Source organism: Sporofaciens musculi (assembly GCF_009830285.1).
GTDB classification, from domain to species: domain Bacteria; phylum Bacillota; class Clostridia; order Lachnospirales; family Lachnospiraceae; genus Sporofaciens; species Sporofaciens musculi.
In genome coordinates this window covers 1,926,587-1,948,247 of sequence record NZ_WUQX01000001.1, presented here as the reverse complement: position 1 = coordinate 1,948,247, position 21,661 = coordinate 1,926,587, and the positions used below count along the sequence as shown (strand labels likewise).

At 49.9% G+C, this 21,661-nt stretch carries 20 protein-coding genes; 1 reads left to right on the top strand and 19 read right to left on the bottom strand.

Going from position 1 to position 21,661, the window contains the following annotated elements; genetic code table 11:
- Positions 1–27: 27 nt before the first annotated feature.
- The 18 genes from GN277_RS09615 to GN277_RS09535 all read right to left on the bottom strand — a co-directional run bounded on the left by GN277_RS09615 (position 28) and on the right by GN277_RS09535 (position 18,671).
- On the bottom strand, positions 28–828 hold the full coding sequence (locus GN277_RS09615; RefSeq protein WP_159750871.1) for a hypothetical protein: 801 nt from the start codon (positions 826–828) through the stop codon (positions 28–30).
- A gap of 6 nt (positions 829–834) precedes the next feature.
- Entirely contained in the window at positions 835–1,932 is a 1,098-nt protein-coding gene (locus GN277_RS09610; RefSeq protein ID WP_244324966.1) for a DUF3846 domain-containing protein, read from the bottom strand.
- A gap of 2 nt (positions 1,933–1,934) precedes the next feature.
- Entirely contained in the window at positions 1,935–2,771 is an 837-nt protein-coding gene (locus GN277_RS09605) for a hypothetical protein (protein WP_330587487.1), read from the bottom strand.
- Between the two features lie 4 nt (positions 2,772–2,775).
- The gene (locus GN277_RS09600) at positions 2,776–4,800 is read right to left on the bottom strand and encodes an LPD1 domain-containing protein (RefSeq protein ID WP_159750868.1); all 2,025 of its coding nucleotides are present in this window, start codon (positions 4,798–4,800) and stop codon (positions 2,776–2,778) included.
- Positions 4,801–4,830: 30 nt separating this feature from the next.
- A complete protein-coding gene (locus GN277_RS09595) occupies positions 4,831–5,727 on the bottom strand; it encodes a hypothetical protein (RefSeq protein ID WP_159750867.1) in 897 nt (298 codons plus the stop codon).
- A gap of 29 nt (positions 5,728–5,756) precedes the next feature.
- Positions 5,757–6,548 (bottom strand): DUF6674 family protein, encoded by a 792-nt coding sequence (locus GN277_RS09590; protein ID WP_159750866.1) that lies wholly within the window; start codon positions 6,546–6,548, stop codon positions 5,757–5,759.
- The gene (locus GN277_RS09585) at positions 6,549–6,833 is read right to left on the bottom strand and encodes a helix-turn-helix domain-containing protein (RefSeq protein WP_159750865.1); all 285 of its coding nucleotides are present in this window, start codon (positions 6,831–6,833) and stop codon (positions 6,549–6,551) included.
- A gap of 14 nt (positions 6,834–6,847) precedes the next feature.
- The gene (locus GN277_RS09580) at positions 6,848–7,831 is read right to left on the bottom strand and encodes a DUF3991 domain-containing protein (RefSeq protein ID WP_159750864.1); all 984 of its coding nucleotides are present in this window, start codon (positions 7,829–7,831) and stop codon (positions 6,848–6,850) included.
- Between the two features lie 72 nt (positions 7,832–7,903).
- Positions 7,904–8,776, bottom strand: coding sequence for a DUF6017 domain-containing protein (locus tag GN277_RS09575; RefSeq protein ID WP_159750863.1), 873 nt, complete (start codon positions 8,774–8,776; stop codon positions 7,904–7,906).
- A gap of 30 nt (positions 8,777–8,806) precedes the next feature.
- Complete coding sequence (locus tag GN277_RS09570) at positions 8,807–9,328, bottom strand: DUF5720 family protein (RefSeq protein WP_159750862.1); 522 nt, start codon at positions 9,326–9,328, stop codon at positions 8,807–8,809.
- A gap of 117 nt (positions 9,329–9,445) precedes the next feature.
- On the bottom strand, positions 9,446–9,937 hold the full coding sequence (locus GN277_RS31700) for a Fic family protein (RefSeq protein ID WP_330587187.1): 492 nt from the start codon (positions 9,935–9,937) through the stop codon (positions 9,446–9,448).
- Entirely contained in the window at positions 9,927–10,187 is a 261-nt protein-coding gene (locus tag GN277_RS31695) for a helix-turn-helix domain-containing protein (protein ID WP_204162727.1), read from the bottom strand. The genes GN277_RS31700 and GN277_RS31695 overlap by 11 nt, the downstream gene beginning before the upstream one ends.
- Before the next feature lie 132 nt (positions 10,188–10,319).
- Positions 10,320–12,119, bottom strand: a complete 1,800-nt coding sequence (aspS, locus tag GN277_RS09560; protein ID WP_159750861.1) for an aspartate--tRNA ligase — start codon at positions 12,117–12,119, stop codon at positions 10,320–10,322.
- Between the two features lie 28 nt (positions 12,120–12,147).
- Positions 12,148–13,413 (bottom strand): histidine--tRNA ligase, encoded by a 1,266-nt coding sequence (hisS, locus tag GN277_RS09555; protein WP_159750860.1) that lies wholly within the window; start codon positions 13,411–13,413, stop codon positions 12,148–12,150.
- A 179-nt stretch (positions 13,414–13,592) separates the two neighbouring features.
- Positions 13,593–15,116: a coproporphyrinogen dehydrogenase HemZ gene (gene hemZ, locus GN277_RS09550; protein ID WP_159750859.1), complete on the bottom strand. Its 1,524-nt coding sequence runs from the start codon at positions 15,114–15,116 to the stop codon at positions 13,593–13,595.
- Positions 15,117–15,131: 15 nt separating this feature from the next.
- Positions 15,132–15,752, bottom strand: coding sequence for an MBL fold metallo-hydrolase (locus tag GN277_RS09545; protein ID WP_159750858.1), 621 nt, complete (start codon positions 15,750–15,752; stop codon positions 15,132–15,134).
- Positions 15,753–15,759: 7 nt separating this feature from the next.
- Positions 15,760–18,108 carry a RelA/SpoT family protein gene (locus tag GN277_RS09540; protein ID WP_159750857.1) on the bottom strand — a complete coding sequence of 783 codons (2,349 nt, stop codon included), beginning with the start codon at positions 18,106–18,108 and terminating at the stop codon, positions 15,760–15,762.
- A 38-nt stretch (positions 18,109–18,146) separates the two neighbouring features.
- Positions 18,147–18,671: an adenine phosphoribosyltransferase gene (locus tag GN277_RS09535; protein WP_159750856.1), complete on the bottom strand. Its 525-nt coding sequence runs from the start codon at positions 18,669–18,671 to the stop codon at positions 18,147–18,149.
- A gap of 161 nt (positions 18,672–18,832) precedes the next feature.
- On the opposite strand from GN277_RS09535, the gene GN277_RS09530 reads away from it, so the two are divergent.
- A complete protein-coding gene (locus GN277_RS09530) occupies positions 18,833–19,693 on the top strand; it encodes a hypothetical protein (protein WP_159750855.1) in 861 nt (286 codons plus the stop codon).
- 100 nt (positions 19,694–19,793) lie between these two features.
- On the opposite strand, the gene recJ is transcribed toward GN277_RS09530, so the two are convergent.
- Positions 19,794–21,554, bottom strand: a complete 1,761-nt coding sequence (gene recJ / locus GN277_RS09525) for a single-stranded-DNA-specific exonuclease RecJ (protein ID WP_159750854.1) — start codon at positions 21,552–21,554, stop codon at positions 19,794–19,796.
- Between the last annotated feature and the right edge of the window lie 107 nt (positions 21,555–21,661).

Sequence of the window (21,661 nt, the reverse complement as noted above, 5' to 3'; positions counted from 1 at the left end):
CTGTAAATATAAATAGGAAATACCTGTTTAACGGACATCCCCGATCACCTGCTGGCGCGGGGCATGTTCAAAGGCTTTTGCCGCCTGATCCACCTGGATTTTCGCATGTTTCAGAAGCGTTTTAATGATGGTCGCCGGGTGGCTCTGTTCCTCTAAATGCGTCACCATATCCTTACAGCCCTCCGGGATATATTCAGCCATATCCTTACAGGCATCGTCCAGGTCGCCCGTGAAGCCCCAGCAGCTATCCATAAGCTCGCCGTTTTTATAAAGCTCAAAGCCGTAGCACTCGCCCCGCAGGTAGGAATCATAAGCGGCCACTTCGCTGCGCATCAGATCCTCCGCCTTTTTCCGAAGGGCGCCGGTCATTTTTTGGCCGCAAAATTCCTTCAGCGCATCCTCTTTGGAAACATAAATCCATCCCACCTGCCCGCTGTCCCAGGGATCATTGAAACTTGTGGTCTGCATGGCAAGGCCGCTGTGATCCATCAGATAAAGGGGCAGCGTAATGTATTTTTCGGAGATCACCTTCAGCATGGCGTCATCAACCGCCCGTTCCTCCGTCTTTGGACCGTGCCGGAACCGGCTGCTCACAATGTTCACCATGTGTTCATAGCGTTTCAGACCCGCTTCATCATGCCCCACGGTATCTAAATACATCTCCCGCAGAAAATCATCTTTATCCATGTAATTGTGGCTGTCACCCAGCGCATAACGGGAGTGGAAGCAGGCCATTGTCCCAAAATGTTCGTCTACCTCACGGGGAGAGATCAAAATATCGTCCGGCTGCACCATCAGCGCATAGGAGCCTTCCACTGCCATCAGCATAAGCTATCAGCTCCTTTCCGGCTCTCTGGGCCTTTTATCCGATATTTTCGGCTCTGTCTGTGCCGCCTGTTTCCTCGCATTGTCAAGCTGTTTCCGCACCGAAACATCCTGTTTCGCCTCCGGCGCATCTGCACCGAAGAAGCCCGGCAGCTCCTTGAAGCCGATACTGTCCATGTAATATGCGGCGTCCACACCATTCTCATGCAGGACCACCACATCGGAAACGGAAAGGGAATGGCCCCTGAAATCTTCCGGGTGGTCGATATTGAACCGCCTGTAAATATCCTCCAGTGTTTCGCCCGGTTCCCGCTGCATTGCATAGACCATCTGGTAATGATCCCGATCCACGGAAAGCCCTTTACTTTCCAGCCAGTCCAGGGACATAAAACGGAGGTTATCTGTATTGTCCGATAAGTCAAGCTGATAAATAGAATAAGTGCTGATCCCGTACTCTTTTTCATAGGAAGAAATACGCGCTAAAAGCGGCGCTGTTTCTCCCTCCATGTGTTCCTCACGCTCAAATGCCGCCAGCCTCATGCGGATTTTTCCGGTATCTCCTGAAAGCAACTCGTCCGCCATGCGCTCTTTCTCTGCATGGGAATCCAGGTACAGGTCTGCATAGGCCCCGCTGTTCTGCCTGAAAAATTCATCCAGGTCGAAAGCCAGGTTCGTGGATTCGTCAAGCCTTATATCGTCCCCGTCTGGTTTCTCCATGACAGGGGCCGGCTGCTGCTTTTCCTCTGGCGGGAGGGGCTGCTTCACCGCAATAATCTCACCCGCCAGCCGGTAAAATTTTTCCGGGTATTTGAACTGTTCCTTATACTGATCCATAAAGTAATCGGGAAGGTCGGTAAAACTTTCCTCACCGAGACCAGCCATGAAAAAGGTGCCCGCCATGATCTCAATCATTTCGCCGTCCTCATTATAAATTGCCCTGTTCAGGGGCAGCCCGTTTATTTTCCCTTCATCATTGCAGACAATCGCAACAGGTTCCGCATAAGGGTAGTAGCCCTCTATGCCTCCCCCGACTGCCTCCTGCATGGATTCAAGGCTCCCGTCAAGCTCGGCCTCATAAGGCGCTTTCCCAGGCTCTATCATCAACACTTTCAAATCTGCATATCCTCCTTCTTTTTAGTTGGCGCCTTCGGCTCCGCCGCAGCCTTTTCCTGCTCCCTCGCCGCAGACAGCTTTCCCAGCACGGAAGGCTTTTCTTCTTTTCCGGGCGCAGAAATACCGCCCTCCGAAATGCCAGCGGTGGTATGCCCTGCTTTTTCCTGCTCCCGGCCCTCAACACTATATCCGGGGAGAAGCACTCCATAGACTGTAAAACAGTTCTCATGCTCTTTGGGGACAGGCGGCGAAATTTCCGCGAACAGATGGGAATAGGCTTTCTTCCGCCCATCCAGATACTTCACGGCAGCGGCTTTGTCCGTATAGCGTTTCTTGTCCTGCCCTGCAAGATGGATGCTGTAGCCTTCCCTGGGCGAATTCAAATACAAATCCCAGGTCACATACCAGGCAGCCGGGACGCTCCGCCCTGCCGCCCTGTCATATCTGGTTTCTTCCCTGATCCGGCAGAACATCTTATAGACCCGGTTGCTGATCTCCATCCAGTCATTGTTGTTTGAAAAGGGCTGCCAACTGTTCCCTGTATGCTTTACCTCCGGGGTGCGTAAGTATGCCAGTGCCCGGTCAAGCCGCTGCGTGGTCGCCGCCTGCTGTTCCCATTGCTTTGCTGCAGCCACTACGATGTCATAGGCTTTCTTTTCTCCCTCAATGCTGTCCTGGCGCATGGCCTGTATCGTTTCTGCCCCTTGTGCAATCAACGGTGAAATATCTATGTTCTCACATGATACCGCATGTTCCACCTGCAGCTTGTAGCCTTCCGACAGATCCCCGGAGCGGTGAACCCGGTAATCTTTGTTTTCCTCCAATCCTTCCACCTCCTTAAATCTCCGGCGCATGGCTCTTTTTCGGGGCCGCCTGTGCCGGGGTCGTTTTTTCTGCCGGCTTTGCCGCTGCAAGCTGCGCCATGACCGAAGGCCTCTCTGCCGTAAATATGGAAATCTGCTCATTCTCCGCCAACGGCTGCACCGGAAGGGGAAGCGTCACATCCGAATGGGTAAGTATCTGCTCCCGTTTCAGGTCCGCCACAATTTCGTCAAATACCGCATTGATGGCTCTGCGTTCCTCTCCCTCTGGGAAGGCTTTCAAGATTTCCATTTCTCCACTTTTATCTGTCACGAAGGTAACGGCACAATCTGCGTGGCCCGCTAAGTAATCTGATTGATAAGGCAGCTTATCTTTGATGTAACAGGCAAAGGCCCTGGCGGTCATTTCCGTGTTGCTGTCCCAATAACCGCCGTCCTTTTCACATTCCTTACCCATCCGCACGGAATTCCGGTAAAAATCGGTTTCCACCCGTCCAATCTGCGGTGCCTCCTGCATCTGCATCCCGGACAGCATGTGCTCGAATATTTCCAGCCGTTCCCGCTCATTTTTGGGGATCACCCGCCCGGTGACAGACTTCTTAAGGGCGTTGATCTGTTCCACGGAGCCGGTCTCGCCGGACAAAAAAGCCTCCCTGAGAACTGCATAGGCTTCCATCTGTGCCTCATTGCCATGCCGTTTCAGGGAACCGAGCACCGCAGAATCCAGCCAGCTTGCCGCATTTTTCCGGGTGCGTTCCGTCTGTGCTTCGGTACGGGCCGCCGCCTGCTCCGGTGTCTCTGGTTTATATTTCATGGTTTCAATCAGCTTCTGGAATGGGGCATAGAGGCGGGGCTGTTCAGAAAGGAAACCCTTGGCACCTATTTTTACGCCAAGGTAATCGTCAAGTCCATGCCACCATTCATGTGCCAGGGAACCAGCCCCGTGCATCTTCGTAAGGTTGATGACCTTGCGAAGCGGCTCATAATGGGCCGCGGCGTTGCCGCTGCCCCTGGCACCGAAAGCGATGGCAAGCGTTCCCTGATAGGCAATATCTTTATCGCTGACCTGCAGGGCTGCCGCCAAATCCTTGAGCGCTTCAAAACCCATGTTGAGGGAAGCCTGCCGGTCATTCTGGTTCATCCAGTTCCCGAACTCTCCGCCGCGGAATCCGAAGGTATCAAGGTAGTGCTGCCCGGTGATCTCCGCGCCATTCCTGTAATCCGGCCCGGTCCGCTGCACATGGGAGAGCTGGGGAGGCACAAACCGTGTCTTTCCGCTTTTGCTTCGGCCTTTCGCCAGCTCCTGCACCCATTTCAGGGCAGCCTCCCGCGATTCAAAACTTGTCTGTAAGATGGAATAGCCCTTCGTCACATACCAGGTATCAGGTTTCCAGTCATTATTTTTGGAATAAGTATTCTTCCCATCGTTGAAATGGATCGCATAACCTTTCGGCACCTTCTGGTCTTTGGAAACGCCAAACTGCTCCTTCTGCGCTTTCTGTGTGAAATTCCGCTCAAAATACCTCTCCGAGTGGACCATCAGGGCATTGGACAGCTTGTTTGTAATAGCCGGGTTCTCCCTGCCCTTCTCCGTCGCCTGGTAATGGATGCCGCTGCCCCAGCCCTGCACCTGCTCCAGATACCCGTTCTCCACAAAGAAACGGTCATAGACCTCCATTGCGTCCTCCACGGTGCGCACCTCCGAGACCACGCTTTGCAGCTCCCGTACCGTCTGGATATATTCTTTCTGTCTTGCAAGGCGCTTCTCCGGCGTGTCGTCCCTGCGGTAATACTGCGGGGAGGCGTTCAGCCCGTCCCTCGCCTTTTTGATAAAATAGACCACGCCAAGGGGAATCCCGTCATCAAGCATGGCCGTATAATCCGGTTTCTTCCAGATATTATCCTTTTTTACGAATTTTTCGGCTTCACGCTCATTCATGACGTCCAGATCGTTCACATCGAGCCCACGGTCCTTCCATAAATCTTTTTTTGCGCCGCCGATCTTTTCCCCGAAATCTTCATGCTGTATGTTATCCGCCAATCCTTATCACCTCCAGTCTGTCATAAAAAATCACCGCTCCGGGGAAGGGCGGCGTTCCTGTGATTTATCAGGCTGCGGGCGTATTCCCATGATCCGGTCCGTCTCCCTTCGGACCAATCGGTCAAGCGCGCCCAAATCCTCCGGTGTAACGGCGAACTCCCGGTAAAACTCATACCAGAGTCCTGTGACCGCCGCAATGGGCGCGACTTTTTCCGGTCCTCCGGGAAAGAGGCGGTAGACCGGATCGCCGTCAAGGAGCATCTGCTTGGCTGTCCCCAGCGGTATGCGGTACATATCCGTGTCCGGGTTCTCTGCCGCAAGCATATATTCCGTATTCAGCCGTTCCTCCAAATCCTGGGGCATATAGGAAAATGCCTGCTCCCTCCACTGGCTGAATCTGTCCAGATAGGAGTGCTGCCATTCTGTCACCTGCTCCGGCGCATAGAGATAGCGCCAATTTTTTAGGGCGTCCTTTTGGTACAGTTCCATCGCCTCCCATTTTTCAATGCCTGCCTCCGCCTTCGTGCCGTCCCGGTATTCCATGCTGACGCCGTAAGGGTAGAGGGTATTCCTTTCTATGTCCTGCCGCAGCGTGTCAAGGTCCATCATCAGGACATCCCCGTACAGCCGTCCGTCCTCCTTACGCTCCGTGTGGAACAGGAAAGCCCTGGCACCGGGGTATTCCGTCATGGCGGCCACCCGGTAAAGCTCTCCTGTGGGATAGTAGGCAGACAGGGCATCAGCGAACCATATGTGTTTTTTTCCCATGATAGTGATAGAATCCGGCCCGGTGTTGGCTGCCAGTGAGCGCAGATTGAATTCACTTTCCCGCAGAAAATCACCGGCCAGGATATGAAGCTCATAGGCAAATACGCCTAAATCCGTATCACGGACTAAGTGAATCTGCGGAAGTTGTTCCTGTTTCAATTTGATTTCCTCCCTTCATTCTGTTTTTATCACCGGCTGCCTTTGTCATGGGAAGGTGCCGGCTGGTTCTTTGCCGGTTCCAGCTTCGCCGCCTGTTCCCGCATGGACTCCAAAACGGAGGGACGGCGCTCGGCTGCCTGTTCCAGTTTTTTCAGCGCAGCCATTGCCTTTTCTGCGTTTTTCTTCATGGCTCCCATACACGCACGGCTGGCACGGTAGGGGGCCTTGGCATAGTGCGCAATCTCCCCGCCGGTCTTTGCCTGCTGCACCGGTTCCTCTCCCATCAGCGCCAGGCGCATATTTTTCAGGTGTTTTCCTGCCTCATGGTACTCGGACGCGAAAGCATCGATCCTCTCCATTGCCCGGCTGCTGGCCTGCTGGTGGTTTTCCGCCCCTTGACGGATCGCCTCTAACGCCGGTTTCAGGTGAAGGAAATGGGTAATCCCGTTCAAAGCGACGGTACCGCATTCCTTAAAATCCGCCAGGATATGCCTGCAGCCCGCAACAATCTTTCCCTTTAGCCCTGATAATTTCTGCTGCATAGAGGAAATATTGCCTTCCAGTGCTTTGCAGGTCTTTTGGAGTGAGGCTTTCAGGGAGTGATCCTGCATTTTCTGCAAATCCTCCCGCATAGTCGCCAGCTCGCCGACCGCTATGGAAAGACGTTTCTCCATCCCTGTGACAGATTCAATCAGTTCTGCGAAGTCTGCATAGGCGGGGGAATCTTTTTCTTTTAAGAGTGCAAGCAGCGCCCTGACCTGTTCATTTTCCGCAATCGGCGTTTCCGTGCCTAAATCAGTCTGTTTCCTTTCCTCTGCCATTTATGAATCTCTCCCATCTGCCGGCGGCTGCCCTCTGGCAATCTTGCCGACAATCTCCGGCCCGGTCTCGTAAATCTGCATGAGCCGCCTAGCCGTTCCGCTTGGCTGCGCGGCGCCGCTGGTCCAGAGCCGGACCGTGGAAGGGGCGACGTTCATCAGAAGCGCAAAGCCTTTCTCGTTCATATCCAGCTTTTTCATCAGCGCCTTAACCATGTCGGGGCCATAATCCGGGCACCGGGCAGCTTCGGCGATCATCTGTAAAGCCGTGTTCTCTGTGTTCATCATTTCTAAAATCCTCCTTAAATAGAAATTGCCGCCTGTCTATGGCGGCTTTGTTGTTGGCGCTCTTTTATGCGCTCCCTGGCGCAGAGCAGCTTTTCGTTGTAGTCCTTGCCTGTTCGGGGCGGGTTGATCCCCACCCGGATATGCTTAAAGCGCTGGTCCTCATGGAGCATCGCCTTGATCCTCCTGGCATTTTTAAGGCCGCCAAGGTCATTGTCCATGTAGAGACTGACGCGCCGGATTTCCGGGTGGCGTTTCAAAAATGCAATCAGCGCCACATGGGAAGTGCCGCCCAGGGACAGCCGATAGCCGTCCCATTTCCAGCCTTCTAATTCCTGCAGTGTGGCATGGGAGAGGGCGTCAATGGGCGCCTCAAAGACCGCCACATGGCGGCTGCCCGGATTCTTCGGTGGATAGCAGAAGCTGTATTCCTTGTCGCTGCCGTAGACATCTTTCCTGAGGCTGCCGGTAATGCTCCGCATACAGGCAAACTTTGCTTTCCCCGCATCATCCTTTCCCACAAACACACAGACAGGCTCGCCCTTATACCGTGCCTCATAGAACAGCCCTTCCCGGAAACACCGGCTGATAATATTAGAACTGATCCCGCGCCGCTGCAAATAGGAAACGGCAGAAGTGGCGCACCGTCTGGCCCAGGGGAGGGAAAATTTTTTCTTCTCCGGTTCCTTCTGCACATGGGCTGTTACTGTTGTACTCCGATAGGCCGGTGCCTGCTGGATTTCCCCGCCGGCCAGCGTATGGACCGCATCTACCAGCCCATAGCCCCGAATCTGGATCAGGTAATCCAGGGCGTTGATACTCCGGCCCCGGCTGTTCCAGTACCAATACCTTTTTCCGGTCACATAGACCAGGCTGTCATGTTCCTTGTGCCGGTAATTGGGCCCGTCCCGTTTCAGCACCCCAGGTTCATAGAACTGCAGGTATGCGAACAGGTCCGCCTCCCGCGCCGCCTGAATCTGTTCTTTGGTTACGCCGGGCATAGTACCGACACAGTATTTCTTTTCATCGTGCCCCGCCTCCTTTCTGTGGTGAAAAAAGGCACCCGAAGGCGCCTAACAGCCGTACAGGTCATGGTTGACCTCGGCACGGTAATAACTGTCCATGGTTGCCGGGGCATTATACAGCGCCGCCAGCAGGTATGCCTTGATATTCCCGACTTTTGTGGTGTTCCTGTCGATACAGTCAAAGACATACTCCAAGTGGCCGGAATTGATTTTCAGGAAACGGCTCTTTACCACCTCCCTGGGAAAATCATCCCCGGCGATACGGATATATGGTCGTTTGGATAAGACCACTTCAAGCATAAGCTCCATAGTCTCGTCCAGGCGTTCTTTCCCATACCGGGAGACCATACAGTCATATTCAATATTTTCTTTGATGATCTCGCGGTATGCCTCTATCAGCTCAATCCGATCCATCCCATCCGGGCGGCCTGCCGCCTCCGGCTCTGCCGGATAGATTGATTGATGGGTCCTTGATATATCCGTTTTTAATTTTTTAGTTTTTAATGGATTAGTATTTAATTGTGCGGGATTTTCCTGTCCAGGTTCCGCCTGTTCAGGTTTTGCCTGTTTTGGATTTACCTGTCTTGGATTTTCCCGTTTAGGTGGAAAAGCCTGTTTTTCAGCGTTTACAGGCTTTTCATGGATGGTATATTCAATATCTCCGAGCTGCCCATTCTCATAGCGGAGGCGCTGCCTGGTGAGATACCCGTGCCGCTCCAGTTCTTTCAGGGCGGTGGTGATTGAATCCACACCGTCCTTACAGATATGGGCGAGCCCCTTTGTGGTATAGTCCCAATCTTCCGGCAGCGACAGCATGAGGGAGAGAAGCCCCTTTGCCTTTAAGGACAGTTCCGTATTGCGCAGATGGTGGTTGCACATGATCGTGAAGTCCTTCGTTTTTTCTACCCGGAATACAGCCATTTCACAGCCTCCTTTCTCCGGTTATTTCCGTTACAAGGCACGATCCCTGCGGTCATAGTGGAGATGCCCGCCTGAGACCTTCGCATGGTTTTTCAGTTTGACTTCGCCCCGTTCCTGGCTGTCTAAGAGTTTCTGATAGCCGGCATCCGTAAGGAACAGGCGCATCTTATCGCCCTTGTCACCCACAGGGGAATCACCTGAAAGCACATCAAAGACGATCATGTGTCTTACCTCCGGGTCAAAGCGTTCCAGCGCCATGATGTCATGCCCCTTCAATTTCTCTGCGCCGGATTGCTGCCTGGCCTCGGCAATTTTTTCCCCAATCGTCCGGGCCGGGTAGGGCAGATGGTAATTCTTCTGAATATCCCGGACTATGTCCATACACTCGGCATCTGTCAGACCCCGCAGTTTTGCCATCAGACTTTCCGCCGCCTTTCGCTGTTCGGGATTCTTTGTGTACCGGGCAGTCATGTAAAGCTCGTTCAGAACTTTGGATTGATAGTCGCCCTCAACCTGAAACAACAGCCGTTTTTCCATTTCGTTTAATTCCATGTGAATCTCCTTTCTCCTGAAAATGGGTACAAAAAAAGGACATCCACCTAAATAAAAGATGAAATGTCCTTTGGCATATACACTATTCAATTTTATGTACAAAGCAGTCTGCCGCTGTTACGCTGCTTTCTGCTGGTGTCTCTGTGTTACATTTCCATCCTGGAAGGGATGAATACGTTCAAACGCGTAATGGAAGCAAATGATATCATTAATCGTGACAGCAGTTTTGGCTTCATATTCGGAAAGCAGAACTTTTATGCGTGGAGCAACCTCTTTCGGCTTTACCGTTTCATGGCCGCCGACCATATTGGCTCTTTTCTTGTAATCCCCAACGGCAAACCATGCAAGCGTGGAATCCTTTGTGCTTTGCTTCAAAATGCGGTGCAGTTCTTTGATGATATCCTCGGTAAGCGGTTCTTCCGCCACATCTATACAAAAGTCAATGGCTCGAAAATGATTGACAGTTTCGATAATGTCATCAACAGGGATTCCTTCTCCGATGTCTATTGTGTTTGTCTCAAATATCAGCCTAGTCTGATCTTCACTGAGTTTGCTGCCCTCTATGTGGTTGGAGTTATAGGTCATCCGTACTTGAAGTTCATGGTACAACCCCCCCTGACATACGGATGTTTTTCTCATCTCTTAGCGTTTGGAGCAAACTGTTATCCGAAATGGACTGGCATAGTTCATCAGCAGGACAACCGAAAGCAGCCATTTTTTCAAGAACATAATCGGCGATTTTCTCTCTCCGTCCGATTTTTGCCACGGTACGGGAGGAAATACCAAGCTCCTTAGCCAGTGCAGTTTTCGTCAAACCTTTTTCATCCAGTTTTTGCAGCAGACCGGAATATGAAATCATAGCATTCACCTTCTTCCTTTACTTATTATACCCTAAAAAACCGAAAAGTAAAGGTTCCTTTGTGGAAAAGTAAAGGGCAAGACAGTCAAACATTCTGTTCGTTTGGATTTCTCCCTATCCGATTTAACCTATTTATTCCTGCTTAACCTTCTCTCTCACAATCGAAAGCCCCAGTTCCTCAAGCTGCTTTTTATCCACAGCCGTCGGCGCCTCTGTCATCAAATCCGACGCATCCTTCACCTTCGGGAATGCGATTACATCCCTGATACTGTCCTCCTTCGCCATCAGCATTACCAGCCTGTCAAGCCCATAGGCAAGTCCCGCGTGAGGCGGCACGCCATACTTAAAGGCTGTCAGAAGAAAACCGAACTGCTCATTGGCCTGCTCCGGCGTAAACCCAAGCACCTCAAACATCTTGCTCTGAATCTCAGGATTAAAGATTCTCACGCTTCCTCCGCCAATCTCATTGCCGTTCAGCACGATATCATATGCCTTCGCTCGCACTCGGCCAGGCTCACTGTCGATATATACAAGGTCCTCCTCCATAGGCATGGTAAAAGGATGGTGCTTCGCCGTGTACCTATTCTGTTCTTCATTCCACTCTAAAAGCGGGAACTCTGTCACCCACAGGAATTTATACTCACTCTTATCAAGCAGCTCCATCTGACGGGCAAGCTCTAAACGAAGGGCGCCTAAGACGTCCCATACAACCGTATTTTTATCTGCCGCGAACAAAAGAAGATCCCCTTTGTCTGCGCCCATGGCTGTCATCAGGGCAGACATCTCCTCATCCTTCATGAACTTTGAAAAAGACGACTTAGCCGTTCCATCCTCCTGGACAGCAATATAGGCAAGCCCTTTTGCACCGTAATCCTTGGCAAAGGACACCAGCTTGTCAATCTTCTTGCGGGGCATACCTCCCTGCCCTTTGGCGTTAATCCCACGGACAGAACCACCGTTTTCAATAGCGCCTTTAAAAACCGCGAACTCACAGTCCTTCACAACCTCTGTCACATCATGAAGCTCCATTCCAAAACGAATATCCGGCTTATCAGAGCCAAAGCGGTCCATGGCCTCCTGCCAGGTCATCCTCGGAATAGGAAGCGTTACCTCAATATCCAGAACCTCTTTAAACAGCTTCGCCAACAGTCTCTCATTAATCTCAATCACGTCGTCCACATCCACAAAAGACAACTCCATGTCAATCTGGGTAAACTCCGGCTGACGGTCAGCCCTTAAGTCCTCGTCACGGAAGCATTTAGCAATTTGAAAATAGCGGTCATACCCTGCGCACATTAAAAGCTGTTTAAAAAGCTGAGGCGACTGAGGCAGCGCATAGAAATTCCCCTGATGGATACGGCTTGGCACCAGATAATCCCTGGCACCCTCTGGTGTGCTTCCAATCAAAACCGGCGTCTCAATCTCGCAGAAGCCTTCTTCCGACAGAAACTGACGGGTAAGAGTGGCAACGCGGCTTCGCATCATCAGATTTCTCTGAAGATCCGGCCTTCTTAAGTCCAGATACCTGTATTTCAGGCGCACCTCCTCCTTGGTCTTAGAGTTCTCCTCAATCGGAAAGGGCGGTGTCTCGGATTCAGACAGAATCCGCATCTGCTCTGGAATCACCTCAATCTCTCCTGTGGCCAGCTTCTCATTGCCTGCGCCGGAACGCTTTTCAACCCGTCCTACAATAGCAACCACAAACTCAGCCCGAAGCTTCGCCGCCTTCTCGATTAACTCTGCGTCCGACTTTCCTTCCTCAAACACCACCTGGATGATTCCGGAGCGGTCCCTCACATCCACGAACACCAAACCGCCCTTATTCCGGTTCTTCTGCACCCATCCCATAATGGTTACTGTCTCCCCCACATTAGCGGCGGACAATTCTGCGCACCTGTGGGTTCTCTTTAATCCCTGCATTGACTCTGCCATATTTTATCTCCTTTTTTTGTGAAATCGTTTATAACTTGTCGTAAGAATCCTCAAAACAATCGACAATCTCCTGGTATCCTTCCTCTAAAAGCTGCTCCTTCTGAAATTTCTTATTCTTCTTCATATTCACAATCAACACCTGACCCCCTGCTTCTCGGTCTGCCCTCGCAAGGGCAAGAATCTTAAGAAGCCCTTCTCTTGGCATCTTTTTATCCAGCAGATAGGCCTTCTTTAACCCTTGCTTTGGCGCCTCATATCCATTTTCCAGAAGCAGCATGACAATCCGTTCAAAACCAATAGAGAACCCGCATGCTGGCGTGTCCTGTCCGGTAAACTTACCAATCATCTGGTCATAGCGTCCCCCTCCTGCTACAGAACCGCCGAAATCATCCATACGCACCTCAAAAATGGTTCCTGTATAGTAGGACTGTCCCCGAACCAGGGTTGGGTCGAAGCTAATCTTAAACTCACATTCCTTAGCGGCCTCCACGCTTGAAATAATCATCTCCATCCCATCCGCCGTCTTATCCGGCAGACAGTCTCCAAGCTTACCTTTTAAGTAACGAATTCCCTCTACATCCGGAGTCACTTCCCCGAAAAGCTTAAGATAAGCATCCGTCTTCTCCTTGTCATACCCCATCTCCTGAAGCTCTGACGCAACCCCTTGGGCGCCGATTTTATCCATCTTATCCAGGATAATAAATACCTCGTCATAGTCTTCCTCTTTAAAACCACTGTACTTTGCCATAGCTTTTAAAATATTGCGGTCATTGATACAAACCGTAAAATTCTGAAAATCCAGTTTCCCAAGCATTGCCGTAGTGGCAAGAATCAGCTCAATCTCCGCCAAGTTAGAGGCTTCCCCAAGAATGTCGATATCACATTGCATAAACTGGCGAAACCGCCCCTTCTGGGGACGATCGGCACGCCACACATTCCCAATCTGGAGAGCCTTAAAGGGAGAGGGCAGTTCATTGGCATGGTTGGAATAATAACGGGCAAGGGGAACCGTCAGGTCATAGCGAAGCCCGCCGTCCACCAGGTCGTTTTCCTCTTTTGCTGATTCAAGCTTTAACTTCTCGCCCCGTTTTAAAATCTTGAAAATCAGCTTCTCGTTATCTCCTCCCTGTTTGCTGCACAGATTCTCGATGTGCTCCACACAGGGCGTCTCTATGGACATAAAGCCATAGGTCTTATAAGTGTCCTTAATCAGTTGTATCACATAGTCCCGAATCTCCATCTCACGGGGAAGCATGTCCTTCATTCCCGTGACGGGTTTCTTCTTTAACGCCATATTCGTTCTCCTTATTTTTGTGTTTTCATTATATCAAATTTTTCAACTTTTTCAAGCCGTTTCCTTGGGTCTGCTCATGACTCAAAGAACCGCGTTACTGTTCACACCCATGGTGTTCACAGTAACGAATCCGGCCTATTTAAAGTTGCCTTACGGCAAGAGGCCGGATTCTGACCCCATTACCGTACTGGCCTGTAGCCGTGCAGCGTAGTGCACGGCTCAGGAGTGAACAGTAACAGAACCGCTTCCTTACGACTAATCATCTCATCAATTCTCTCAATATACTGTGCCACATCCTTCACATTCTCAATCCGCAAAAGACGGGTCATTTTCTTCTTTTTACTGCCCGGTACTAGAACTGCCTCCTTAAGCGCCAGCTTCGTTTGCGCCCCTGCCCCCGCCGCAATAATGGACTGTTTCTCCTCCATAATCAGAACATTGTAAATGCCTGCCTTGCCCTCCTTAGCATAGCCAACATTCTCAAAATTCCCCGCAATATTCTTCTGCCTGTACAGATAATAAGGAAAAAGCCCCATCTCGCAGGCCGTCTTTCTGGCCATCCTAATCATTTCTGACAAGGTACATGAAATCTCTTTTGCATCTGCATTCAAATCTCCAAACTCAAGCTTCGCCGCTCTCTTAATGGCCAGAGAATGTACCGTCAGGCTGTCCGGCCCAAGCTCACGGATTTGCTCAAGGGTATCCGCCATGTCCGCTGCCCTCTCTCCTGGAAGACCTGCAATCAAGTCCATATTGATATTGTCAAATCCCACCCGGCGAGCCAGTTCATAGGCTTCTACAATCTCCTCCACCCGATGCCTCCGCCCGATTCTGTCAAGGGTCTTCTGCTGCATACTCTGGGGATTGATGGAAATGCGGGTGACACCATGAGCTTTCAATACCATGAGCTTCTCCTTTGTGATACTGTCCGGCCGTCCCGCCTCCACCGTATATTCTAATAAATGTTCTCTGGAAAAATGTGCGTCAATACAGGCCAAAAGAGACTCAAGCTGTTCTGCCGTCAGCGTGGTAGGCGTGCCGCCGCCTATATAAATGGTATTAAGCTTTTGCCCCTTACACCGCTCCCCAATAAATGACAACTCCTTCTGAAGGGCATGAAGATAATCCCAGATTCTCTCCTTCCAGTCATCTAACGCACCAGAGCTAAAGGAGCAGTAGGCGCACACAGAAGGGCAGAAGGGAATCCCTACATAGAGGCTGTACCCTGTCTCACAGTCCAACAAGCCAAGCAAGCGTCTCTCCCGCCTTGCAACCTCAAAAGAAAGCTCAGCTTTCTGGCGGCTTACCTTACACTCCTCCTGAAACCAGGGAACAAAGCTGTCCCTGTCCCATCCTTCCTCCAGCTTCTGCATAGCAATCTTAGTGGGCCTGACGCCGGTTAGAATTCCCCACGCCAGGGCTTGTCCCGTTAATTTCCTAAGTTCTTCATAAAGGAAGACGTCAATCCAGTACTTTATCTGAGCTTCCGTCTGTTTACCGTCATCTTCGTATTGCCCGCCGGCCGCTTCTTTAAGCTGTTCTTCCCCAATCATAATACACTCTGAATCAGGCAATCTCACCGCAACATAATGAGAGGCTTCCTCCTCCGTCTCAGAAGTAATCTTCTTGGACGGAAAGAAAGCCTTTATCATATGGTACACATTATAAGTATACGCATCACTCTTACAAATCACTTGAATCATTTCTGTTACTCCATTCTACAGAAAGGGATTAAAACCTCTCTCCTGACCGATTGTAGTCTCCCCCATGTGTCCTGGATATACCTGGGTATCATCAGGCAGGGGAAGTAATTTTTCACGAATCGAACGAATCAAATCAGAACCGCTGCTTCCTGGAAAATCTGACCGTCCCACCGAGCCTGCAAACAGCGTATCACCGCTGAAGATCACGCCCTCTGACCTCACATAATAACAGCAGCCTCCCGGCGTATGCCCCGGCGTATGGAGCACCTGGAAGTCGTAGCCTGCAAAGCTTAACGTCTCTCCCCCATGGAGATATTTTGCATCGGAAAAGGTAAAGCCTGACGTATAGCTGGAGGACAGATTAAATCCTGGGTCAGCTAAAATCTCCTTATCTCCCTCATGGACATAGACCGGAACGTCATACTCCTTTAAGAACCCGTCAAGTCCCATGGTATGGTCAAAATGTCCGTGGGTGAGAAGGATTGCCTCTATGGTAAGCCCTTCGCTCTTAATATGGTTCATAAGCGACGACGGGCTGGCTGCAGGGTCGATTACAACCGTCTGTTTTGTCTCCTCATTAATCGCCAGATAACAATTCGTACTGATAATCCCAATTAAAAATCTCTCTACTTTCATCTTCTAATTAACCTGTCGTCCTTTCAATATCAATGATATCCTCCAATTGGAGAAGCTTCTTAATTACCTTGTCAAGTTCTTCCCTTCCGTGTACGATAAAACCAGTCTCAATAGTGGCAGTCCCCTGCTTCTTGCTGGTCCGCACGTTCATAGACTTCACATCCACATTCTGCTCCGTAAAGATTCTGGACATCTCAAGCAGCAAACCCTTTTTGTCATAGGCATATATCTTTACCTCTGCCAGATACTGTCCACCCGCCTGCTCTGCAACTTCGCTCTCCCACTCTGCCTCAATGAGACGAGCCCTCTCCGGCTCTGTTAAATGTAGCATATTCACACAATCCGTCCGGTGAATGGACAAGCCTCTTCCCCTTGTGACAAAACCGACAATCTCATCCCCCGGAACCGGATTACAGCATCTGGAGAACCGCACAGCCACGTCATCGATTCCCTTCACAAGAATCCCACTCTTGGACTTGGCAATATGCACCTTATTTTTGGAGGCTTCTGCGACCTTTCCAAGCACATCCTCATCCGTAAGCTCCTGCTTATGCTCCTTACTGTACTCCTCCACCAAGCGGTTCACCACCTGGCCTTCTTTTAAGCCGCCGTGTCCGATTGCCGCAAGAACAGAATCCCAGTCCTTGAAGCCGTACTTTTTCTGAACGATCTCCTGATATCTGGCAGCCATAATGCTGCTTTGTACAATGGACTTCGTCCTGCAGTAGCTGGCAATCAATTCCTTACCCTTAACGATATTCTCTTCCTTGAACTCCCGCTTAAACCACTGGTTAATCTTATTCTTCGCCTGGGTGCTTTTGACAATGCCAAGCCAGTCTCGGCTTGGTCCCTTAGAATTCTGGGAAGTCAGAATCTCAATCCTGTCGCCGTTCTGTATCTTGTAATCAATATTAACAAGCTTTCCGTTCACCCTTGCGCCCACCATCTTATTGCCCACGGCGCTGTGAATGATATAGGCAAAATCAATGGGCGTAGAGCCATTAGGAAGATTCTTCACATCCCCCTGGGGGGTAAAGCAGTACACGTCCTCCGCGAAAAGGTCCAAATCTCCTTTAATCAGGCTCATGAATTCCCGATTATCCGACATGTCCCTCTGCCACTCCAGAATCTGGCGAAGCCAGCTTAGCTTTTCCTCCTCCTGGGCCTTCACACTCTTTTTGCCGTCTCCGGACTCCTTATATTTCCAGTGGGCGGCAATTCCATACTCGGCAGTCTTGTGCATCTCCTCTGTCCGAATCTGAATCTCAAAGGGCTGCCCAACAGAACTCATCAAGGTAGTGTGCAGGGATTGGTACATATTGGGCTTTGGCATGGCGATATAATCCTTGAAACGCCCCGGAATCGGGGTATACAGCTCATGAATCACACCAAGAGCGGCATAGCAGTCCCTCACCGACTCCACAATGATGCGTACTGCAAAAAGATCATAGATCTGATCCACCGTCTTATCCTGGTTGACCATTTTCTTGTAAATACTGAAGAAATGCTTCACACGTCCGCTGACCTGAGCCTTGATATTAACATTCCCCATGTGGGAGGAAACCTCCTCAACAATCTGCTGAACAAACTCCTCCCGTTCCATCTTTCTGGTGTTGATCTGGTCAACAAGATCGAAAAAGACCTCCGGCTGAGAGTACTTTAACGCCAAATCGTCAAGCTCCGTCTTAATCTTAGAGATACCGAGCCTCTGGGCGATAGGCGCATAGATATCCATGGTCTCTCTGGCCTTCTCCTTCTGCTTTGCCGGCTTCATAAACTGCAGGGTCCTTAAATTGTGCAGGCGGTCGGCAAGCTTGATAATAATAACCCGTATATCCTTCGCCATGGCAAGAAACATCTTGCGCAGATTCTCCGCCTGGACGTCTAATTTGTCTGAAGAATAAGAAAGCCTCCCCAGCTTTGTGACGCCGTCCACCAAAAGAGCCACATCATCCCCAAAATCCTTGCGTATCTCATCCTCACTGATCTGGGTATCCTCTACCACGTCATGAAGGATTCCAGCAGCAATCGTCTCCTTATCCATCTCAAGGTCCGCCAAAATGATTGCGACCCACAAAGGATGGACAATATAGGGCTCCCCTGACTTCCGGCACTGATCCCCATGTGCCTCCTGGGCCAGCTCATAGGCTTTCTTAATCATGGTCACGTCCGTAGATGGATGGTACTTACGAATACGGGCGATTAACATGTCATATAAATGGTCAGGGTCCTCATAGTCTACCGGCGCCTTCACAGCATGGCCGTCCACAATCTCAAGTCCCTGGGAATGATCGGTCATGATGGCATCCGCCGCAATCCGGTCGTCTATTGCTTCATAGGTTGTAACTCCTGACATATTAACGCCTCCTCCCTCTCTGATCTTCCAATTCTCATCTATTTGCCCGGATATGCGATGACAGACTCCACATCATATCCCTTAAGCTTATCTCTCCCTTTCAGTCCGCTAAGCTCCATCAGGAACACCGTCTTAACCACTTTCCCGCCAAGACCTTCAATCAGCTTTACCATGGCCTCGTTAGTGCCGCCGGTAGCGATTAAATCGTCAATAATCACGACCCTCTGTCCCTCTTTGATCGCATCGCGATGAATCTCAAGCTCTGCGGTGCCGTACTCTAACTCATACTGGATGGAAACTGTCTCGCAGGGAAGCTTTCCCTTCTTACGAATAGGGATAAACGGTTTGTGCAGGTTGTAGGCAATGGGAACGCCAAAGATAAAGCCTCTGGATTCCGGCCCAACCACCAAGTCGAACTCAACGCCTTTTAATTTCTCCTGCATTAAGTCTATGGCAAGAGCCAAACCGTCCGCATCTTGCAATACACTGGTCACGTCTCTGAAAATGATTCCCTCCTCCGGAAAATCCGGAATACTTCTTACATATTCTTCAATCTTTTTCATAACAATCTCTCCATTCCTGTATCATTACTTGCTCAAGATAAAATTATAACATTAGTTTGGAGGATTTTCAATCATTATCTGGACTTCGTATATTTCTTGACAATTTCCCAAAAGTGGTGCAAAATAATACCATATAAAACACACAGAAATATGGAAGGGTGATGAAATTGTATCCGGAAGAATTAGAAACCACTGAAGGAACGAGCGTGCAACTGACAACAGGAGAAACAGAGCCTGCATCTTCAACGGATAGTTGGAAATCGATTTATGATATCATTTCCAGCCTGGAAAAGTACAAGACCGAGGAAGTACTGTTCTATGCGGCAGAGATATTGGGAAAAGAGATGGGCAGTAAGAATGTGGCAATCTACAATGTGGCCAACAGAGAATATGCCCGACTTTACTCCTCTACCTCTTTAGAGGCCAGAAGGCTTGGGAATTCCATAAAGTATATAGAGCTTGGAGAGATGTACAGCGAGCTTAAAGCCGGCCGGATTTATGTGAATGAGACCAACGACGCCAATCGTCCGGCGCTGGCCCATGCCATTTATGCTGAAGATGATATACGGGTCATTCTAATGTTCTGGGATGTTTCAAGCAAAAAGCATGGGGTATCGCCGGTAAAACGGCTGACGGTAATCGAAACCCTGCTTCAGAATACTCTGCTTTATGCAAGCCGTTATATGTCAAACTTCAGAAGAAAGAATTATCTGGAGGGTACAAACGTACTGAAGGAGGATACATTCCGAGTTCTTCTAAAAGCATTTCTTGACGCAAAGGAAAAAGGACTGACAGAATGTGTATTAGTAGAATTTGAAATGGGGTATCGCGATTATAAATCTATTTCTATCCAGGCAGCATGTAAGATCCGATTGACCGATTATATGGGAGTGCTGAATGGAGGAAAGTTCTACATACTTCTTGCCAATACAGACATCAAGAGCGCGGAGATCGTTCAGCAAAGGTTTAAGCAGATTGGATTCAGAACCGAATTAAAGGATGTGCACTACAAAGACCTATAACAAAGGTCTGGTCCTATCAAGTAAATTTACATCATGGCGCTGCCGCACAAAGCAAGTATATTTTATGCTTATGCGCCAGCGCCAGCTTGTATATCCCAGTTTACTGGTAATGGGTAATCACAATCTGCGGGGTAACACGTCCCATGTACTCATTCAGCTCTGGATAATAGGTGACAGACAATGTTATAGGGCTTTGCCTTCCACTTAGCATTGCCTCCACCCCTTCTTCCCCGTAACGGTCTTTTAGTACTTTCAGAAACTCCTCCCCATGATTAAAATACATGGCGTCTAAAGTTGTAATGGTAGCATCCCGAACCCTAAGCTTTAAGACATTTCGGTTCTTTCCCAGAATTCTGCCGCTTAAAATCTCTACGTTACGGGCGGCGAATACAGGCTTGGTATTGCCTTTTCCAAAGGGCTCAAGAAGGGACAGCTCTTGGATGAACCTTTCTGTCACACAGGCAAAGGGAAGCTCCATGTCAATGACTACTTTTTCTGTCAGTTCCTCCTGCGTTAAAGTACAGTTTTCGTTGAGCATACGACGGAATGTCTCTATCTTCTCTTTCTCTAAGGAAAAACCTGCCGCCAGCTTGTGCCCGCCGTATTTCTTGAGAAGCTCGCTGCACTTACTAAGCTCCTGGTACATATGATATGCCTCGATGGAACGTCCAGAGCCTTTGACCCCTTCTTTCCCGTCTGTCAGCACAAAAACAGGTCTGTAATAACTTTCCCGAAGTCTGCCTGCCACAATTCCGGCAAGACTCTCATGACACTGTGGAAGATAGATGACCAGCACTCTGTCTTTCTCAATCTCCGTTCCTTCCACCAACTCCTTTGCCTGAACCACCGCCTTCTCCGTCATCTCTTTTCTGCTGTCGTTTAACGCTTTCAAGTCCCCTGCCAGGATATCGGCCTCTCTCTTACTCTTAGCCCTTAAAAGCTCCAATGCCCGTTTGGCCGTATCCAGTCTTCCGCTGGCATTCATACAAGGTCCCAGGATAAAACCAATGTGATACGCACGAATCCGGTCTTTTTCAAGGTTTGTACACTCAATCAGCGCACGAAGGCCCAGGTTCTTGGTAGCGCCAAGCCGCTTAAGCCCCTCCTTTACAATGATACGGTTTTCATCCTCCAAATCCATTACATCCCCCACAGTGGCAATGGCTGCATTTTCCAGCAGATAGTCAAACTCTTTCTTCTTTCTTCCCATGACATCACACAAGGTACGCACGAACTGGTACGCCACAGCCGCGCCGCACAGTCCCGAAAACGGATATTCACAGCCCTGCTGTTTGGGATCAATAACCGCGTCCGCAGGAGGCAGACGATAAATACGCCCTTCCTCCCCCTCCTCATAAGGCACCTCATGATGGTCTGTCACGATAATCGTCATCCCAAGGCTCTTTCCATATGCAATCTCATCTGCCGCCGCAATCCCGTTGTCACAGGTGATAATGGTATCAACTCCATCCTCATGGGCCCGCTTTAAAAGCTCCATGTTAAGACCATAACCGTCTGTAATCCGATCCGGAATATCATAGTCCGCCTCTGCGCCAAGCCCTTCGATTCCCTCCAGCAATATGTAAGCCGCATTAATCCCGTCTATGTCATAGTCCCCGATAATCCGAATCTTCTGGTTATTTTTAATCTTCTTCTTTACAATTAAGGCTGCAGCCTCCATTCCCTTCATCAGCCGTCCATCGTTGATCTCCTCAATGGTTCCGTTCAAAAACTTATGGACTTTAGCTTCCCCAATCACATTCCGATTCCTAATCAGACAAGCAAGTCGGGGACTGATGTTAAATTTCTCCCCCATTGCCTCAAAATCCCCGCCTTTTCTAAGAAGCACCCAACGTTCCATCTATGACTATACCTCCATCCTTACCTAATTTTTATCGGTTTCATTTCCCCGATTTTCTCTACAGCATTTTCTAATACAATATGACGCCAAAAAGCAGCCATGTCATA

What these genes read in the sequence shown, in the direction of transcription:
- GN277_RS09615 (WP_159750871.1), bottom strand. Translation starts at nt 828, where the DNA reads ATGCTGATGGCAGTGGAAGGCTCCTATGCGCTGATGGTGCAGCCGGAC.
- hemZ (WP_159750859.1), bottom strand. Translation starts at nt 15,116, where the DNA reads ATGATTCAAGTGATTTGTAAGAGTGATGCGTATACTTATAATGTGTAC.
- GN277_RS09530 (WP_159750855.1), top strand. Translation starts at nt 18,833, where the DNA reads ATGAAATTGTATCCGGAAGAATTAGAAACCACTGAAGGAACGAGCGTG.
- GN277_RS09580 (WP_159750864.1), bottom strand. Translation starts at nt 7,831, where the DNA reads ATGCCCGGCGTAACCAAAGAACAGATTCAGGCGGCGCGGGAGGCGGAC.
- GN277_RS09570 (WP_159750862.1), bottom strand. Translation starts at nt 9,328, where the DNA reads ATGGAATTAAACGAAATGGAAAAACGGCTGTTGTTTCAGGTTGAGGGC.
- GN277_RS09545 (WP_159750858.1), bottom strand. Translation starts at nt 15,752, where the DNA reads ATGAAAGTAGAGAGATTTTTAATTGGGATTATCAGTACGAATTGTTAT.
- GN277_RS09535 (WP_159750856.1), bottom strand. Translation starts at nt 18,671, where the DNA reads ATGAAAAAGATTGAAGAATATGTAAGAAGTATTCCGGATTTTCCGGAG.
- GN277_RS31695 (WP_204162727.1), bottom strand. Translation starts at nt 10,187, where the DNA reads ATGATTTCATATTCCGGTCTGCTGCAAAAACTGGATGAAAAAGGTTTG.
- GN277_RS09575 (WP_159750863.1), bottom strand. Translation starts at nt 8,776, where the DNA reads ATGGCTGTATTCCGGGTAGAAAAAACGAAGGACTTCACGATCATGTGC.
- GN277_RS09590 (WP_159750866.1), bottom strand. Translation starts at nt 6,548, where the DNA reads ATGGCAGAGGAAAGGAAACAGACTGATTTAGGCACGGAAACGCCGATT.
- hisS (WP_159750860.1), bottom strand. Translation starts at nt 13,413, where the DNA reads ATGGCGTTAAAGAAGAAACCCGTCACGGGAATGAAGGACATGCTTCCC.
- aspS (WP_159750861.1), bottom strand. Translation starts at nt 12,119, where the DNA reads ATGGCAGAGTCAATGCAGGGATTAAAGAGAACCCACAGGTGCGCAGAA.
- GN277_RS09540 (WP_159750857.1), bottom strand. Translation starts at nt 18,108, where the DNA reads ATGTCAGGAGTTACAACCTATGAAGCAATAGACGACCGGATTGCGGCG.
- GN277_RS09585 (WP_159750865.1), bottom strand. Translation starts at nt 6,833, where the DNA reads ATGATGAACACAGAGAACACGGCTTTACAGATGATCGCCGAAGCTGCC.
- recJ (WP_159750854.1), bottom strand. Translation starts at nt 21,554, where the DNA reads ATGGAACGTTGGGTGCTTCTTAGAAAAGGCGGGGATTTTGAGGCAATG.